Annotated in this window: 20 protein-coding genes, 1 tRNA gene and 2 pseudogenes; 4 read left to right on the forward strand and 19 right to left on the reverse strand. The window is 37.2% G+C overall.

Features of this window, described 5'->3' with window-relative positions; genetic code table 11:
- Positions 1–24 precede the first annotated feature (24 nt).
- From ACSLFW_RS05765 to ACSLFW_RS05800, 8 genes and pseudogenes are all read right to left on the reverse strand, one after another.
- Positions 25–396, reverse strand: coding sequence for an energy transducer TonB (locus ACSLFW_RS05765; protein ID WP_436554991.1), 372 nt, complete (start codon positions 394–396; stop codon positions 25–27).
- Between the two features lie 10 nt (positions 397–406).
- Positions 407–853 carry an energy transducer TonB gene (locus tag ACSLFW_RS05770; RefSeq protein ID WP_436554992.1) on the reverse strand — a complete coding sequence of 149 codons (447 nt, stop codon included), beginning with the start codon at positions 851–853 and terminating at the stop codon, positions 407–409.
- Positions 807–2,156 carry a M56 family metallopeptidase gene (locus ACSLFW_RS05775; RefSeq protein WP_436554993.1) on the reverse strand — a complete coding sequence of 450 codons (1,350 nt, stop codon included), beginning with the start codon at positions 2,154–2,156 and terminating at the stop codon, positions 807–809. The genes ACSLFW_RS05770 and ACSLFW_RS05775 overlap by 47 nt, the downstream gene beginning before the upstream one ends.
- Positions 2,153–2,525: pseudogene (locus ACSLFW_RS05780) on the reverse strand (BlaI/MecI/CopY family transcriptional regulator). The gene ACSLFW_RS05775 and the pseudogene ACSLFW_RS05780 overlap by 4 nt, the downstream one beginning before the upstream one ends.
- Before the next feature lie 71 nt (positions 2,526–2,596).
- Positions 2,597–3,655 carry an energy transducer TonB gene (locus ACSLFW_RS05785; RefSeq protein WP_436554994.1) on the reverse strand — a complete coding sequence of 353 codons (1,059 nt, stop codon included), beginning with the start codon at positions 3,653–3,655 and terminating at the stop codon, positions 2,597–2,599.
- Positions 3,652–4,191, reverse strand: a complete 540-nt coding sequence (locus ACSLFW_RS05790; RefSeq protein ID WP_436554995.1) for an RNA polymerase sigma factor — start codon at positions 4,189–4,191, stop codon at positions 3,652–3,654. The genes ACSLFW_RS05785 and ACSLFW_RS05790 overlap by 4 nt, the downstream gene beginning before the upstream one ends.
- Positions 4,192–4,194: 3 nt before the next feature.
- Positions 4,195–4,635, reverse strand: coding sequence for a WG repeat-containing protein (locus tag ACSLFW_RS05795; RefSeq protein WP_436554996.1), 441 nt, complete (start codon positions 4,633–4,635; stop codon positions 4,195–4,197).
- Between the two features lie 140 nt (positions 4,636–4,775).
- The gene (locus ACSLFW_RS05800) at positions 4,776–6,164 is read right to left on the reverse strand and encodes a dipeptidase (RefSeq protein WP_436554997.1); all 1,389 of its coding nucleotides are present in this window, start codon (positions 6,162–6,164) and stop codon (positions 4,776–4,778) included.
- A gap of 130 nt (positions 6,165–6,294) precedes the next feature.
- On the opposite strand from ACSLFW_RS05800, the gene ACSLFW_RS05805 reads away from it, so the two are divergent.
- A tRNA-Leu gene (locus ACSLFW_RS05805) sits at positions 6,295–6,379 on the forward strand.
- A gap of 117 nt (positions 6,380–6,496) precedes the next feature.
- Here the strand turns inward: ACSLFW_RS05805 and ACSLFW_RS05810 are convergent.
- The 3 genes and pseudogenes from ACSLFW_RS05810 to ACSLFW_RS05820 form a co-directional block, all read right to left on the reverse strand.
- A complete protein-coding gene (locus ACSLFW_RS05810; RefSeq protein ID WP_436554998.1) occupies positions 6,497–7,762 on the reverse strand; it encodes a hypothetical protein in 1,266 nt (421 codons plus the stop codon).
- Positions 7,762–8,028 (reverse strand): hypothetical protein, encoded by a 267-nt coding sequence (locus ACSLFW_RS05815; RefSeq protein ID WP_436554999.1) that lies wholly within the window; start codon positions 8,026–8,028, stop codon positions 7,762–7,764. The genes ACSLFW_RS05810 and ACSLFW_RS05815 overlap by 1 nt, the downstream gene beginning before the upstream one ends.
- Before the next feature lie 5 nt (positions 8,029–8,033).
- Positions 8,034–8,717, reverse strand: a pseudogene (locus tag ACSLFW_RS05820) (nucleoid-associated protein); the annotation flags it as partial.
- Positions 8,718–9,135: 418 nt separating this feature from the next.
- On the opposite strand from ACSLFW_RS05820, the gene ACSLFW_RS05825 reads away from it, so the two are divergent.
- A complete protein-coding gene (locus ACSLFW_RS05825) occupies positions 9,136–9,420 on the forward strand; it encodes a helix-turn-helix domain-containing protein (RefSeq protein WP_436555000.1) in 285 nt (94 codons plus the stop codon).
- Positions 9,420–10,346, forward strand: coding sequence for a hypothetical protein (locus tag ACSLFW_RS05830; RefSeq protein WP_436555001.1), 927 nt, complete (start codon positions 9,420–9,422; stop codon positions 10,344–10,346). Before ACSLFW_RS05825 ends, ACSLFW_RS05830 begins: the two co-directional genes overlap by 1 nt.
- A gap of 66 nt (positions 10,347–10,412) precedes the next feature.
- Here ACSLFW_RS05830 and ACSLFW_RS05835 read toward each other — a convergent pair whose 3' ends face one another.
- The 3 genes from ACSLFW_RS05835 to ACSLFW_RS05845 all read right to left on the reverse strand — a co-directional run bounded on the left by ACSLFW_RS05835 (position 10,413) and on the right by ACSLFW_RS05845 (position 12,107).
- Entirely contained in the window at positions 10,413–10,676 is a 264-nt protein-coding gene (locus ACSLFW_RS05835) for a hypothetical protein (RefSeq protein ID WP_436555002.1), read from the reverse strand.
- 232 nt (positions 10,677–10,908) lie between these two features.
- Positions 10,909–11,136 (reverse strand): hypothetical protein, encoded by a 228-nt coding sequence (locus ACSLFW_RS05840; protein WP_436555003.1) that lies wholly within the window; start codon positions 11,134–11,136, stop codon positions 10,909–10,911.
- 44 nt (positions 11,137–11,180) lie between these two features.
- Complete coding sequence (locus ACSLFW_RS05845; protein WP_436555004.1) at positions 11,181–12,107, reverse strand: hypothetical protein; 927 nt, start codon at positions 12,105–12,107, stop codon at positions 11,181–11,183.
- Between the two features lie 123 nt (positions 12,108–12,230).
- On the opposite strand from ACSLFW_RS05845, the gene ACSLFW_RS05850 reads away from it, so the two are divergent.
- A complete protein-coding gene (locus ACSLFW_RS05850) occupies positions 12,231–12,422 on the forward strand; it encodes a helix-turn-helix domain-containing protein (RefSeq protein WP_436555005.1) in 192 nt (63 codons plus the stop codon).
- Between the two features lie 302 nt (positions 12,423–12,724).
- Here ACSLFW_RS05850 and ACSLFW_RS05855 read toward each other — a convergent pair whose 3' ends face one another.
- The 5 genes from ACSLFW_RS05855 to ACSLFW_RS05875 all read right to left on the reverse strand — a co-directional run bounded on the left by ACSLFW_RS05855 (position 12,725) and on the right by ACSLFW_RS05875 (position 16,431).
- Positions 12,725–14,017, reverse strand: coding sequence for a phage integrase SAM-like domain-containing protein (locus ACSLFW_RS05855; RefSeq protein ID WP_436555006.1), 1,293 nt, complete (start codon positions 14,015–14,017; stop codon positions 12,725–12,727).
- A 298-nt stretch (positions 14,018–14,315) separates the two neighbouring features.
- Positions 14,316–15,137, reverse strand: a complete 822-nt coding sequence (locus tag ACSLFW_RS05860; RefSeq protein ID WP_436555007.1) for a mechanosensitive ion channel family protein — start codon at positions 15,135–15,137, stop codon at positions 14,316–14,318.
- A 105-nt stretch (positions 15,138–15,242) separates the two neighbouring features.
- A complete protein-coding gene (locus tag ACSLFW_RS05865; RefSeq protein ID WP_436555008.1) occupies positions 15,243–15,548 on the reverse strand; it encodes a hypothetical protein in 306 nt (101 codons plus the stop codon).
- 51 nt (positions 15,549–15,599) lie between these two features.
- Positions 15,600–15,719: a T9SS type A sorting domain-containing protein gene (locus tag ACSLFW_RS05870; RefSeq protein ID WP_436555009.1), complete on the reverse strand. Its 120-nt coding sequence runs from the start codon at positions 15,717–15,719 to the stop codon at positions 15,600–15,602.
- On the reverse strand, positions 15,691–16,431 hold the full coding sequence (locus ACSLFW_RS05875) for a lamin tail domain-containing protein (RefSeq protein ID WP_436555010.1): 741 nt from the start codon (positions 16,429–16,431) through the stop codon (positions 15,691–15,693). The genes ACSLFW_RS05870 and ACSLFW_RS05875 overlap by 29 nt, the downstream gene beginning before the upstream one ends.
- Positions 16,432–16,592 lie beyond the last annotated feature (161 nt).

Raw genomic sequence — 16,592 nt, forward strand, 5'->3', positions numbered from 1 at the left:
AAATAGGCAACGTATACAACACCCTTACCGGTCTGCCGTTCTGAATGCCGGGTTTCCATTGCGGACTGGCTTTAAGCACTCTACCGCTTCATCACCGGCACCTGCGCCCGGGTCTTTCAAGACTTTGATACCGGATAAAGTGCCGTCTTTTTCCACGATGAACTGCAACATTACCATTCCATTGCCCTTAAAGCCTTTGGGCGTTTCGTAGTTATTGGCGACAAATTCATAAAACTTCTTCATGCCCCCTGGAAAATCAGGCCTTACTTCGACCGAGTTATAAATTGATTCGTCGGCAGTTTCGCCTTTGTTTGCTGAAGGCGCTTCCTGTGCATAAATACCGCCGCTGATGAGTGCAAAAATGGCGGTTAAAAAGTAAATGTTTTTTGTTTTCATAAGATTGGATTTATTGTTGAACGATTGAAATTGGTAATGTAAACATGACCCTTACGGTTTTGCCATTGACTTTCCCTGGATTCCACTGCGTGGTTTTGAGGACTCTCACGGCTTCATCACCGCTGTTGAACCCGGCGTCGCGCAGGACTTTTGTGTTGGAAATCGCGCCGTCTTTCTCGACGATGAATTGGATGTAAATGCGCGCTGTTCCTTTTATTTCAGGAGAAACCTTGAAGTCTTTCATGAATTCTTCGTAGAATTTTGCCATGCCGTTTTTTGGTTCCGGCCGTTCATCGGATTCGGTGTAGACTTTATCGTCCTGGAAATCCTGCGTTGCTGGTTTTTCGTTGGAAATTACCGTTTCTTTTTCAGGAAGGCCGGTTTTAAAGTTTTTAGATAACGATACACTTTCAAATATTTCGATTTTGTCGCCGGCGTATTTTTTCTCTTTTTCCAATATCGTGTTCGTCAAAATAAGATTGGGTATAAAACCAGTATTGGAAAGGTTGCGGGTGTTTTTTTGTTCGCGCATTTTTCAGGATTACGCTTCCGGAGAAATAGGCGATTTCAATAGGCTTGTATTTTGAAAGTTCTGAATTGGGTACGTTTTTTTCATCTATCCAAATGGCATATTTTTTAGCATTTTTAAAACCGTCAAGCTCTTGTTTAGTAGGTGATTTTTTTTGCAAAGGTTCACGAACGATAAGCATTGGTTCATATTTTTTGTGTTCATCCTCGGTCAGATCTTCGTAGCGTTTGTCCAGAACGATATCTTTGCCTTCCGTTTTTCCTAAAGTGGTCATTACGCCGGATTTGTAGGCGATAATTCTTGTACCGGCGAAATATTCATCCTGTTTTTTTCGGTAATCAGCCTTTGCTTCCGGACTTTGATTCGCCTTGGTTGGTTGTTTTTGCTGTGCAACCGTTTCAGTGCACAAAAAGAAAATCAATCCTGAAAGCAATGGTACAATCATCATTTTTCTGAGCAATGCCGCAGTCGCGGAAGTGGTCTTTGTCATCATAATCAGTCGTTTTTTGGTTAAGGAATAATTGAGGCTGCTGGCGAGTTCTATTTCTGGATAATTCGTTTTAGACAACAGCAATTTCTGGTAAAATGGAACGTCGTTGCGTGCTTTGACAACCTTTTCGTCAGCCAGAAACTCATGATTAAGTTGAATCGCTTTTTTATAAAAAATGAAAATCGGATTGAACCAGAAAATTGTTTTTACGATTTCGATAAAAATAATATCCCAAGTGTGTTTCTGCGTTACATGCGTGAGTTCATGCAAGTACAATTCTTCTTCGATATTGCGGTTTTCATAATCGGTTTTGTTGATGAAAATCGTATTGCCGAAAGTATGCGGAAGCGTATTTTCATCAACCAAAGCCAAAGTTGCATTTTTATAGGAAATCTTTTCTGCTGATTTTTCTTTTCGGATGATTTTTGAAAGATTGCGCCCAAACCTGATGGTAAAGAATAACGTCACGACAGCATAAATTCCCGCGATGACATAAGGCGTAAAATCGATTTCTTCTTCAATTGGCGCTGTCATTTGAAACGGCATCGGAGTCGGCATTGCCGGCATCTCAATAGTTTGAATGATTTCGATGGAAATAAACGGAATTACCAGTGAAACCACAATACTTCCCAAAAGATAAAACCGATTGAAACGGTGCATTTTTTCCCTTTCGAGAAACAAATAATAAGCCGCGAGCAGCACAATAGCGCTGATGGCCGATTTGATCAGGAAGTCGTTCATTGTTGCTGTTTTTCGATTTGACGGTCGATAATTTTGCGGAGCTCTTCAAGTTCTGCAGCCGAAAGATTGGTTTCGGTCGTAAAGAAAGAAGCAAATTGTGAGGCGGAATTGTTGAAGAAATTACGTATGAGTCCGTTTACGTGTTTCGAAAAATAATCTGATTTCGCTACGAGCGGATAATATTCACGCGAATTGCCGAATTCGTTATAAGCGACAAAATGCTTGTCAATCATGCGTTTCAGCAAAGTGGCAACGGTTGTGGTTGCGGGTTTGGGTTCGGGATAGGCTTCGAGCAGGTCACTTCATGAAAGCTTTTTCAAGTTTCCAGAGATGCTCCATTAATTGTTCTTCTGAATTGGATAATTGCATTGCTCTACGTTTTTAGAATTTATTCTACAAATGTAGATTTAAATTTTAAATACGCAAATTATTTTAATTTTTTATTGCTGAGCCTTTATCATAATCGGAACGGAATACAAAACCCGCACAGGTTTTCCTTTCAAATAGCCCGGAATCCATTTCGGTGAACTTTTAAAAACCCTTATCGCTTCTTCTTTTGTGCCGTGACCTAAATCCTTTAATACAGTTATGTCAGATAAAGAGCCATCAATTTCGACAGTAAACTGTACCATAATTTTTCCGGAAACATCTTCATCCGGAGTGTGGAAATTCTTTTGGACGAAATCGTAGAAAGCATTTATGCCCCCCGGAAAGTCAGGTCTGACATCAAGATTTTGCTGGTTTTTTACTATTGCGTCGAAGTAAATTTCATTAGTGCCTGTTAATTTTGTGTATTGCGCTGTATCCCATCCGACTTTCTTTACAGTTGTTTCGACTTTTAACTTATTTCCCGGAATGACCTTGCGATATGCAGGCCGTCCCGACGCAATGACAATCAGCATCATGCCATAGTTGTCTTTGCTTTTTTCGATGGCATTGGCGATAAGTTCATCATATTGCGCATCCGTTAGTTTTTTGGTAGTGCGCATGACAATCCGGTTTTTGAAGACAGTGGTTTCAGCAATATCTTCTTTTTTGGCAGCTATCACTTCGTTTTGATTAACCGGATCTTCGGATTTTGTTGCAGGCCATGCGTATAATTCGTTTTCTTCCACAACTTGTACTTCCGGTGCTGCTGCGGTAATTTTTGGTTTAGAAATTATGGCTTTCGGATTTTCCTGAAGCATTTGAGATTCATTTATACTGTCGACTTTTCTCAAGGTATCTGCTGTTTCAGTTTTAATTTCGATTAGCGGAATCGTATTTTTTATTTCCTTTGGGAAAGCACTATTTTCTTTAGTCAATTCAAAATAAATCCAAGCCGTTAAAGCTGCGGCAGCTAATAAAAGTAAGATTTTAATCAGAAGCGATTGTGCCGATTTTGCTTTTTTGCCTTCTTTCAGGCCTGCATCGATTTTTCCCCAAAGGTCAGCCGATGGCATTTCGTCGAATGCTTCGCTTCCTTTTTTGAAAAAATCGTATAATTCCGGATCTTTCATAACTCGTTGATTTTTGAATCGGTATTGAAGAAAGTTCTTTTGAGTTTCTCCTTCGCATAATTCAGTTGTGATTTGGATGTGCCTTCGGAAATGCCAAGTTGTTCGGCAATTTCAGCATGTTTATAACCTTCAACGGCATATAAATTGAAGACGATGCGCGCGCCTTCAGGCAAAATGGACAGCATTTTTTCGATATCGCGTTCCGCCAAATCATTCATCACAGTATTTTCTACAGATAATTGGATGATGTCAGGTTTCAGTTCGGCCTCGAAATTGGTTTTCTTGCGCAATTCCATCAAACAGCAATTCACGGCAATCCGCAAAATCCAGCCTTCAAAACTGCCTTCGCTTTTAAACTGGTTTATTTTCTGGAATACCTTCAGGAATGCGTTCATCACCATTTCTTCTGCGCGTTCGCGATCCTTCATGTACCTTTTGCAGATACCGAAAACCTTGGGCGCATAAGCTTTGTAAACAAGATTCTGGATTTTAGAATCCTGCTTCCGGCAACCTTTTATGAGTTCGCTTTCCGACATTAATTACTGTTTCTTTTTAGGGATTTCTGCATATTGCGGCTTGACGACTTCTCTTCCGGCCGTATCGATAAAGCCGTATTTCCCATCAATACTGACCATCGCCCAGTTTTCTTTATAAACGCCGAATTTGTCGATTTCGTCATATTTTACTTCCACAACGATTTGCCCGTCTTGGTTGATGAAACCGCTTCTGCCGTTTTCTGATTGCACTTTTGCCCAGTTTTCATGGTATTCCCCGAAAGGGTCAATCGTGACGTAAATAGGTGGTACGATTTCTTTTCCGTCGGCATTCAGATACCCCATCAGGCCGCTGTCTGAATACACCATGACCCAATCAGCCGGACTTCCGTTATCGGCTGTTATAAAAGTAATTGTGCCTCCATAATTTTGTGCATTTATGCAAAAAGAACCGCTCATCAAACATAACAAAAGAAAGTGTCTCATAAGAAAAATATTGTATTTCTTATAAGATGCGGATAAGTTATGAAATGGTTGGAATGGGGAAAAATAACACGAATTGCACGAATTTCCACAGATTTAGAATTTTTAATCTGTGGAAATTCGTGCAATTCGTGTTATTGAAACTATTTCGAAAGCTCGACGAAATATTTATAAAATAACGGAATCGTTTCGATGCCTTTTAGATAATTAAAAATCCCGAAATGCTCGTTCGGCGAGTGAATCGCGTCGCTGTCGAGGCCAAATCCCATCAAAATGGTTTTGCTTTTGAGTTCTTTTTCGAACAATGCAACAATCGGAATACTGCCTCCAGAACGCACCGGAATTGCCGGTACGCCGAAGGTTTCTGTATAAGCTTTATTCGCCGCCTGATAGCCAATGCTGTCAATTGGTGTGACATAACCTTGCCCGCCGTGGTGCGGTTTTACTTTTACGGTGACGCCGCTTGGCGCGATGCTTTCGAAATGTTTGGTGAACAGTTCGGTGATTTCCTGCCAATCCTGATTTGGAACAAGGCGCATGGAAATTTTAGCGAAAGCCTTGCTTGCGATTACGGTTTTCGCACCTTCGCCGGTATAGCCGCCCCAAATGCCGTTGACGTCTAAAGTCGGCCGGATAGAATTTCTTTCGTTGGTCACGTAGCCCTTTTCACCATAAATGTCGTTAAGGTCGAGCGCTTTTTTGTATGCTTCAAGGTCGAAAGGCGCTTTGGCCATTTCTGCTCTTTCCTCGAGAGACAATTCTTCTACATTGTCATAAAATCCCGGAATCGTGATATGGTTGTTTTCGTCGTGAAGCGAAGCAATCATCTGTGCTAAAACATTGATTGGGTTCGCAACAGCACCGCCGTACAATCCGGAATGTAAGTCGCGGTTCGGACCGGTCACTTCAACTTCGACATAACTCAATCCGCGCAATCCGGTTGTAATGGAAGGCTGTTGGTTGGAAATCATTCCGGTATCAGAAATCAAAATCACATCGCATTTGAGCTTTTCCTGATTGTTTTCGACAAACCAGCCGAGGCTTTTCGAGCCGACTTCTTCTTCGCCTTCAATCATGAATTTTACGTTGCACGGAAGTGTGTTCGACTGCACCATATATTCCAACGCTTTTACGTGCATGTACATCTGGCCTTTGTCATCGCAGGAACCGCGGGCGAAAATAGCGCCTTCAGGATGGATTTCTGTTTTTTTGATGACTGGCTCGAAAGGAGGCGATGTCCATAAATCCATCGGATCCGGCGGTTGCACATCATAATGTCCGTAAACGAGGACGGTCGGCAAATTTTTATCAATGGTTTTTTCGCCATAAACAATCGGGTAACCCGGCGTATCGCAGATTTCCACAAAATCACAACCGGCTTTTTCGAGGCTGGTTTTTACGGCATCTGCGGTGTCGATAACATCCTGTGAATAAGCGGTATCGGCACTTACCGACGGAATTTTGAGCAATTCTATGAGTTCATCGATAAAACGTTCTTTGTTGTCCTGAACGTATTTTTTTATATTTTCCATAAGTGGCTGATTGGTTTGAAATTCAAAAGTACAAAAAAGCGCATGAATATTTTTTTGATTATTTTGTTTGAAAGTTGGAAGTTATGTTTATATTTGCACTCCGATTGAATGAACATTCATCGACAATTTTGCGGATATGGTGAAATTGGTAGACATGCCAGACTTAGGATCTGGTGCCGCAAGGCGTGTAGGTTCGAGTCCTATTATCCGCACCAACGATATAGCTTATTTACTTGATTATAAAGTAAATAAGCTTTTTTGTTTTGGCTAAAATACCCCAACTTTTACCCTGTTTTAGAAAGTCAATCTTGTTGAGTCTCTTTTAATGCTTTTTAATCTTCGACACTTGAAGTTATAAAAGTTCTGAATTGAATAGTAGCAAGTCCCGAAATAAACATGAGTAAAACAATAATACCAGTATCGATATTTAGATAAGTTAGCATGAGACCGATTGTAAAAAGATTTGATACACTTAAAATCCAATAGTAAGATTCACATATTGAATTCAGATATCTTATTTTTTCTATTGCCCTTTTTCTAATTTTCTCAAACGGCTGCTTTTCTTCTTTAAATTTCAAAAAGAAATTATTTTCGATAAGTTTTCTGTAATCCTGTTCAACGGTGTCTTTTATTTGAGCTAAATCTTTAAAGTTAATTTTTAAAAGAACAATTAAGTAAAATGTTGTTGCAGCTACGGAACCAATTAAAACCCATAAAAATAATGGACTATCCTTAATTTTTTCAATTGCAAATAATGTTCCTGCCAATAATAAGGGAAGTCCAATTATTTTTTGAGTGAGATTATTTAAGATTTCGGTAATCTCTTTAAAATACTTCGATTTGTATTCGTCATACTCTTTAACAATTTTATCTATTGACAAATTGTTAATGTAAATTTCGAAATTAATTTTTGCAGAATATAAAATAGGTTTCAAATTCTCAAAGATTTTGAGCATTCGCTCATCTTGCTTATATCTGCTTGCATTATCAATTATTGCACTTTTTAAAAATTTGGCAAGATGGGTTCCTTCGTCATTAAAGCAAGCCTTGAATTCGGAAATTAAAGGTTGATAGTCAGTTTTTTCATCTACTGCGTTAACACTTTTTCCATACTCAACTATGACTTTTCCCTTATCACTTAAACTTGTAAATACAAATTTCATGGCTGGTTGATTTACATAATCAACGAAATGAAAAGCATCTTCAGCTTCGGATTCTTTGCTTTTTATAAAATTGATGAGTTCGACGAAACATTTAGCATTTGAAAAAAAGTAATTATTTACTGCAAGTTCGAATCCCACATAGTTTACAGCTCCTATTAGTGAATATGGGGAACCAGATATATTTAGTATCAGACAATCTTTACCCTTTGAAATTTCAGAAATTTTCAAGTAATCATTAAATGTCTCGTAAATCAAAAAAGGCATATCTTCTAAATCGACACGAAGTACATTTCGTACATGAGTGTTGGAAATGTTATTTTCATTTAGGATTTGTTGTGTGCTTTCTGAATACTCAAATTCTACTGCATCTCCAATGATAATGTTAGAATTACCTTGTTTGAAAATATCATATAATTGTTTAAATAGCCCCTCCATTAGTTATTATTTAGCTCATTTCTCATTGCATTTGCAAAGGTCAGCGAATCTATAATGACTAAATTTGGTTCTGCATCCGAAAATCTAATTTTTTCATCAGCTGTACCTCTGGAAACTTTTAAACTAATACCATCTCTGGTCACATCTAATTTGATAAATCTTCTCAATTCTCTTTTATTGTATTTAAATTCGGTATCTAATGCCATTTCGTGCTCATCGGCATAGTTTGAAATAATATCTGGATTTTCATAAAAGTGTTGGCTCATATCCCTTACATTGATTGTTCCCCAGCACTACCGATTGCATAACTGTAAACCATATTTCTAAATGTTGGAACACTATACTGCTCGCCAGTTTCCTCATCTATTGGAGGCTCAATGCCCGAAATTATATCATATAAGGTTTTTGTATATTGACCACTACTTTCAATTTGCTGAATTGAAATCCAATTTTTGAAATATTCCGATACAGCCTGCTGACGAAGTTGTATGAATGAAAGATAATTTGGCTCGCCATCATCTAAACGAGTTTCGTTAATTCGACATGCCATTGCGAGATTCTTAGTGTCGACATACTCAACTGTGCCAATATTGTATGAATGTTCTGTTTTATTCAAAATTTTTCCTTCTACGTCACGTATAAGAAAAACCGAATTAAATGAATATCCGTTAGAATCATATTCGGCGAAGACAAAATATCCGCCAGTTGCAAATCCGATTGGTTGAATAATGCCTTGCAGATTTCCAATCACTTGCCTGCTGAAATTCACATAGCTATCATCAGAACGCCCGCCATTCTTATATTCAAAAAACTTCTCAGGAAAATATTTGCCTTCAGAATCATCAAAAATTGCATAAATTATTCTGTCGCTTCTGTAACTCTCTGCAAGTGCAGTAATCAATGCTATAGAATTTTCATCGACGGGTATAAGTTCGTCTGAAAGTACTGATTCGGCAACAGTACTTCCGCTCTCTTTTTTATTTCATGAATAATCATTTTTCTTAATTCCATAATTATTTGCTTTGGTTAGTAGTTAAAATACAAAACCCCGTAGCCACAATTAACTTGCAGCTTACGGGGGTGAATCAAAATTAAAAATTTAATCAATACAAATCTTAAATATTCTTAAAATGTTAAATTCAAATGTTAAAATTTTTGAGACTGTTTTATCTTAACTTTTAATAGATTTCAAATCAATAACTTACAAATGCCACGCTGTAAAATTGATTTTAACACGCTCATAAAGTGCTGGTTTTTAGGCAACGTGCCTCCTAACTTTGTCCTCGGAATATGGTTTTGCGCAACACCCTCCAAACAATTTTTTATCAAATCAAAAACCACCGTGATGAAGTGGCTAAAACACATCTTAAATTATGGTACAGAATACTATAAAGTTTGTGGATTTTTCAAAAGAAGAGTTCATTTCTCTAATTAGAGAAGCGTTTGAAGGTTTTACAACAAACCCAGTAGAAGAAGTTCCTTCAGGACAAGGAATCAACGAACTTCTTACAAGAGAAGAAACGAGTAAATTACTCAAAGTTTCTTTTACTACTTTGTTCCATTGGAATAATGATTCGACACTCCCAGCCCACAAAATTGGAAGGAAGGTTTTCTATCTTAGAAATGAAGTAATGAATAAACTTAACAATGCTGCGTAATGATAGATAATATTAAATTTTACATTTCGGGAAAGGATAGTTTTGAATCTTTTATTCTTAGTGACGGCACAGTTGATTTAAAAGCCTCTAAAAGCTTTTTGACGAATGAGGTACAGGATTATCCCAAAAAGGGAAAGTTGGGCAATCTGGAGGTCGTAATCAATGAAAAAAGGGCATACATCAAAGGAAGCATCCATAAGTTAGAAAATTTGATAGATGAGGACAACTCTCAAAACTATGACGATTTTAATTTTTGTCAAATGACTACCATAATTAATGAAATTATTTCCTATTTCAATGTTTCAGGAAGGACTTCAATAAGTCAATTGGAAATTGGACTTAATATGCATATTCCTATGAATCCACAACGTTTTTTAAAGAATCATTTGTTGATGTGCGATTTTCGTGACCACAATAAAGATTTGCCGTTTAGGGGTAAGGGAGATTACAAAGAATTTCAGCGAACTGATTACCATCTCAAAGTTTACAATAAGTCAAAACAATATCATGTAAATGCGCACATCCTCAGAGTGGAACTTAAAATTCTTAGTAAGAGGAAACTTAGAGAATTTGGGATTGAAAATCTCGAAGATTTACAGAATAGGACGGTAATTGAAAGGCTCTTTAAATTTCTTATGGAAGAGGTAAAGAAATGTACAATAATTGACGACTATGATGCCGTAATGATGCCCATAGAGGATAGGGAGAAGTTATATCGTTATACCAATCCAAACTTCTGGATTATTTTGAAAGAAACGAAGTCATTAAAGATTCAATCAAGGCATAAAAAGGACTTCCATGCTCTATGTGTAAAATATAACCTTAACACAATTAAAAACGCTTTAATGAAAAGCATGATTGAAAAGTTTTGGCATCTTTTAGAATGCCATTCTTCCCCAGAATCAGAATATATAAATGCTGCTTAAAGGGAGTATTTGTTGAATGTATGAGTATCTACGAACCCGCCCTTTCGCGGGTTTCTGTCTTTTTAATTATTTGATGAAGTATTCAATCGCAGATTTATTAGAATCGACAATTATCGACCAAACTATTCCTTCAGATAAATTATACTTTTTTGCTAAAAGACCAACTTTACTTTTCGCAGTATCATTACAAGTTTGTATTGCCATCCGTACATAAGTCGCTTGCATGAATGGTTCTGAGGATTGATTCAAGGCTAAATTGACGGTATTTTGATACATTTCAGCAATTTCTTCTTGTAGTTTTTGCTGTGGTGATTTAGTTTTCCAAAACATACAATATCATTTTAAAATGTCATAATTAAAACTTGTTATTTCACATAGCCATTGCAAACTCCAAACTCACGTAATTGATTTTGCTCATATCCAAAGAAAAACCCAACCTTATTTTTGTAAACAACTCTATTCATGGGCGGTTTGGCATCTTGATGTATAGAAGTCCAACTGTAGACCTTTACTGCTTTACCAATATTGCAAAACAAACATTTTGAATCGTGTTGCGAAACCTCTAACAATTTTGTTGCCTCCCTGGGTTTTTCCAACTTGTCATTATATCAGCAATTAAATCAAAAACTTCTTTATAGTCTTCGATAAACTCTAAATCATATTTTATAAATAACTCTGTGAAACTCGACAGTTCCATTCCTTTACAGGCTTCTTCAAAGTCCAATAAAAATGCTTCAGTTACTTCTGAAGTAAAATAATCTTGGTTTAATGTAAGTGTTGTCTTTCCCATAATTCAAAAATTTTATTACCCTTGATTTAAAGTTTAATTATTAATCAAAATGTTCTAACAGGAATTATTTTATAGATGAAAAATTTTTCATCTTCGGTTTGACCACTTCCGAAACTCAAACACTTTGCTCTTGTTGCAGTCACTTCCGTTGATGTCCAATACGAACCGCTTGTATAACCTCCCACGTTATTTTCATAGAGATTCGTTTTTATTTTCACTAAGTCTGCGTTTGTAGAAAGATACCAATCATTATATCCAGAATCAGCTAAACGATAACATCTGCCAGCAGCAGTATTAAGACCACACTTGTCTGTTATTTTGTTTGTATTGTTTTTTCCTGCTCCAATACCGTCGGCATTTGCCCCGATGTATAGCGATGAACATCCCCAAGTATAAATTGCTGCATTTGAAGGGTAAGCGATAATTCCATGTTTTTCATTGCTGTTAAAGCCATAATCTCCTGATTGTAAAATATAGGCGATAGTGCCTCCTGCGAATTGGCTGCCCACCTGTAAACTTGTTTCTGTCAAAGTTGTGAAAGCTTTTTCTGTTCCATAAACAATTTCAAACGTATTTGATTCTGTGCCTGTTCCTACTTTCATATTTTTAATATATGCCCGAACATAATATTTAACGTTTGGTGTAAGTTCGGTAATATTTGAAATGTGAATTCCAGTATTTGTATCATTTAAATAGTAGATTTCTGTGCTTTCGACCGAATGATTATCGTTAATGGTAGGATTTTCAGCCACACTCCAACAAATCCCTTTCTCTGTGTAAGAATATGTACCCAAAGATGAAGGAACCTCTACACCACTGGTAGCATTACGAGGATTGATATTAACTATATCGGTAGTGTTTATTACGGGAGGCGTTGGGTTATTTGGTTCTGGTTGAGATTCAGGATTATTATCATCAGTCGATGAACATGAAATCATACCGAATAAAAAAAGAGCTAAAAAATATTTCATATAAGTGCTTGTTTGTGTGAGTATGACAAACTTACGATTTTAATCTAACGGGAGCATTGATGCTCCCAATAAAATTATTGAATCGTATGACCTTTGTATATGGTTATTTCAGAGGACAAATTTTTGATTGATTTAGGCTTACGCATAAAAATGCTGCGTGAGAATAAAAATCTTTCACAAGAGAATCTTGCCAATGATTGTGATATACCAAAATCTCAGATTACGAGAATTGAGAAAGCCCGAATTAACACTACAGTTAAAACATTGGTGAAAATCTCAAATGCTTTAGGTGTTGAGTTTAAAGAACTTTTTTAATTCTCTTACATAGTTATATTGGTAGCCTCCCCATATCCTTGTTTTTAAACCATTTTCTCATAATGGCTCAATTTCGCATCAGAGGTAGTGATAGCTATATAATATTAAAATTTATATTTCCAACTACCTGACTACACACCCTATAAAATGATTAAAACTGTGTGTTTTGAAGATTTAATTTTCATGCAACTGTTGTGTTACTTATACTATACGGGAATTTATATTTATGTGGGTATGTATATGGGGTTGGTCTTCAAAGAGTGGGGTGCATTGCAGGTTTTTACCCAACCGCCTCCTATATTTTAAAATTTGACCTTGTTCCAGTGCTGTTTTAGTTTTAGTGCATATTCTTTCGGAGTAATTTTTATATACTTTAAAAATTGTGATTCTGTTTTATGGGCGGTAATCTTCATTATAGTTAACGAATCAATTTTGCCGTACAGGTTGGACGCAAACGAGCGTCTGCAACTATGCGAACTAACTAATTCATGTTTCTCATACTTGCCGAATTTTTTGCGATGTATTATTTCCTTTTTTCCATTCCGTTCGATGGTTATCGGAACTACTTTTGAACCTGAAACTACTTCGGATATTTTAGCTATTTTACAAACTTCCTTAATATAAATATTAAATTTTTGGTCAGAAATCTGACGAGGAAAATCTCCTTTTCGTTTGTCTAAAATGCTCTGTACTTGGTCATGTATTGGAATGATAGTTGGGTAATCTGTCTTTGCATTTGTTTGAAAAATAAATTCCCCGTCAATGTTGGATTTGTCAAGGGTTAATAAATCTGAAACTCTTAATCCTGTCCAAAGTCCAATAATAAACCAATCTCGTGCATTGTCTAAATAATCTTGTGGAAAATCCTTTTCAAAAATCTTTTTAATGTCTGTTTCGTTGAGATATATATCACTTGTTTCATTTGAGGGGCTGTAGAATTCGGTAAGTTTAAAATCCTTACAAACGGGATATTCTTTTTTATCAGCGTTGCTACAGAATAATTTAATATCATCTACGTAGCCCCCAATTGTGTTAGGATTCAAATGCTGCTCAAATTCAAGAAATTCAATAAATCTATTATGAAACTTTAAATTTAAATCAAGTAATTTAATCCTTTTGCCTATGTGTATTTCATAATCTTTCACTTTGTTCAAAGTAGTTTGATAATGCTGAACAGTACGGCTTTTTACAGGTGTATTTTTTTTGGTTCGTTTTGTCTTTGCCTCCTCCATAAACGCATCAATGAAGTTGCTTAGAAAGATTGTTTTATCAATATCGGGATTTGAGGTTTCCTGATTGAAAAATATTTTTATTTTCTCTTTAAGCCAAGCACGAGGGGCAAGAATTTCTCCAACTAATTTTGAATTTTGATATTCCCGATTAATGAAAATATTAAACTCTTTAAGTTGAGCGTTAGTTTTTTTGAAATCCATTAACGTAGTTGCCAAAATCTCCTGTTTAGAATGTGACCATCTGCCTTTCGGTACTTGAACCCCTATTGATAGTTCTGCTTCAAATTGTTTTCCTTGTTTAAATCTGTAATAGAGGCTATTCCAGTCGTTTTCGGTCTTTGTTCTGAAGGTAGTGCTTGCCATGTTTAAATCTTTTTACATAAATACAAAATTTGCATCATATACGAAAGCCATTTACCCCAAAAAATACCCTCTTTTTGAATAATGTTACTTAATGTAATAAAATTACAGGAAATTTAATTAACTGTCAATTACCATGTATAAAGGGATTGGCAACTATAAAACAATTTTAATAAATCTTAAGAAACTATAGGCTCTCCTCCTATTATCCGCACAAAAAAAAGCTTTCCAGAAATGGGAAGCTTTTTTGTTTTAGGACATTCTACAAAAAAACCTGCCATTTTCTGACAGCTTTGCATGTTTATTTCTTCGACGATTCCTTCACAAACGGCTGAATTTCGATCCCTGCTTTATACAATTCAATCTTGCAATTTTCCAGAGTATCCGAACAAACATCACCAAAATCGCCAATCAACGACCACGGACGTACAGCGAGTTTAACGGAGCTGTCAGTCAATTCAGCTACAGCGACCGTAGGAACAGGCGCTTTAAGCACTTTCGGATTATCATTTAAAACTTTAAGAATGATGCTTTTTACGGTTTTCAAATCGGCATCATAAGCCACAGAAAAAATCAAATCGGCGCGGCGTGTTCCGGCGACAGAATAATTGGTGATCGTGCCGTTTGACAATATCCCGTTCGGCACAAAAATCGTCTGGTTATTGCCCGTAATCAATTTGGTGACAAAAATCTGTATTTCAGAAACAGTGCCGATAACGCCTTGCGCCTCAATCGTATCACCGACACGAAACGGCTTGAACATGATGATGAGCATACCGCCGGCAAAATTGGAAAGCGATCCCTGAAGCGACAATCCGACAGCCAATCCGGCAGCGCCTAAAATCGCAACAAACGAGGAAGTTTCAATGCCAAGCTTTGAGATAAACGAGATAAAAAGCAACACGCGCAACACCCAAATCAAAATATCGGCGAGGAATTTCGATAAAGTCGGGTCGAGATTGCGCTTTACCATGATCTTTTTTATCAGCCTGTTGATGAAGCGAATGGCGTAAATACCGACAAAGAGGATGAGGAATGCCGAAAGTAATTTTGGGCAATAATCGACTACAGATTTTATAAATTGTTCCGCGTAAGTTGGAATCTGGTAAACAAATAATGTCATAACATATAATTAAAAAAGCCTTCTGTTCCGGGTTTGGAATCAGAAGGCAAATGTACTGCTTATATGATTTTATTTTTTTAAAGCGAAGTTAAAAATTAACGCAATTTAATCGGATTCTTCGTCGGCGTTGTGCCTTAAATCGCGCGCTGCATCTTCGAGTTTTTGTTCGGCCAAATCGGCTTTTTCTTTTGCGTTTTCGGCGATATCAGTGGTTTTTTCTTTTACAGTTTCCTCGAATTCTTCCATTTCGGACTTGACGGATTCATAAGTCTCCTTTGCAAAATCAGTTGTTTTTTCGATAGCGGATGAAGCTTCTTCTTTTACTTTTTCAACAGTTACGCCGACAGGCACCTGAGTTGGGTTGTCTTTTTTGCCGCCGAATAAATTCCTGAAAAAATCTCCTAGTCCCATGATAGTGTCGTTTTGGTGAATTACAATATTACGAAAATTATCTGTAAGTCATTAATGCACAATGATTTTACGTACGGAAGTGCGTGCTTCAGACGTCACTTTGATCATGTACATTCCCGAAGCAAACTGGCTGATATTGATGTCAACGGCATTTGAGTCGGGCGTGAGCATGCCGGATGATTCTTCCGTTAACATCTGAAATTTCAATCTGAGAAATAGTTTTTGCTGCTTTTACCTGTAACAGATCTGTCGCCGGATTTGGGGCAATTTGTAAAGTATCGTCTGCTGTAAAATCGAAATCACCTGTGCCTAATGTATTATTGTCCATCGCAACCCAGCTTGAAGCCAGATTGTTGTCCAATGCAGTATCTGTCAGCTGAAGATAACTCCCGTTGCCGTCTGCATTTGGCCATGGCGTGCTGTCGTAATAATGAACATGGTCGATAACATTCCCAAAGCCATCAGCCAAAATCATATCCTGATCTTTATTCGACATATTGCGCGTGAATTCGCCATTGGCAGCAAAACCATACCGGTTCAGGAAAACCGTCGATTTGCTGGCAAGATAAGTGGTTGTATTGGCAGGCAACATCTGATTCGCCGGAAACTGGTAAACGAATCCCGTGCCGAGAAAATAAACGCCGGTCAGGTTTACGGTCGTATTTCCGGTATTTTTGATGGCGATAAATTCCTGGTCATTGCTGTTGGTAAAAGTCGAATTGGTGGCCGGATTGTAATTGATTTTGCAAATCACAAGCGAGGGAACCGGAACATTGCTGCAAGCCGAATACGACCCCAGTTGATTGGTCATCCAGTTAATCCGGTTACTGAGCCAGGTTTTAAGGTTTTGAATTTCAGAGGAAATATTCGGAACCGTGCCCATTTTTGATTTTCACGCGCAGCAGCCAGACTGATATAATTTTTTGTATTATCTATGAAAGTTTGCAACGAAGTGAGGTTCATCGGTTGCCCGGGCTGTGTGACATCATGCCATCTTTTAGACAAGTAGCATTTGAATTCGGCATTATTGTACAAATCCGTCCA

Source organism: Flavobacterium sp. 3HN19-14, assembly GCF_051373205.1.
Taxonomy (GTDB): domain Bacteria; phylum Bacteroidota; class Bacteroidia; order Flavobacteriales; family Flavobacteriaceae; genus Flavobacterium.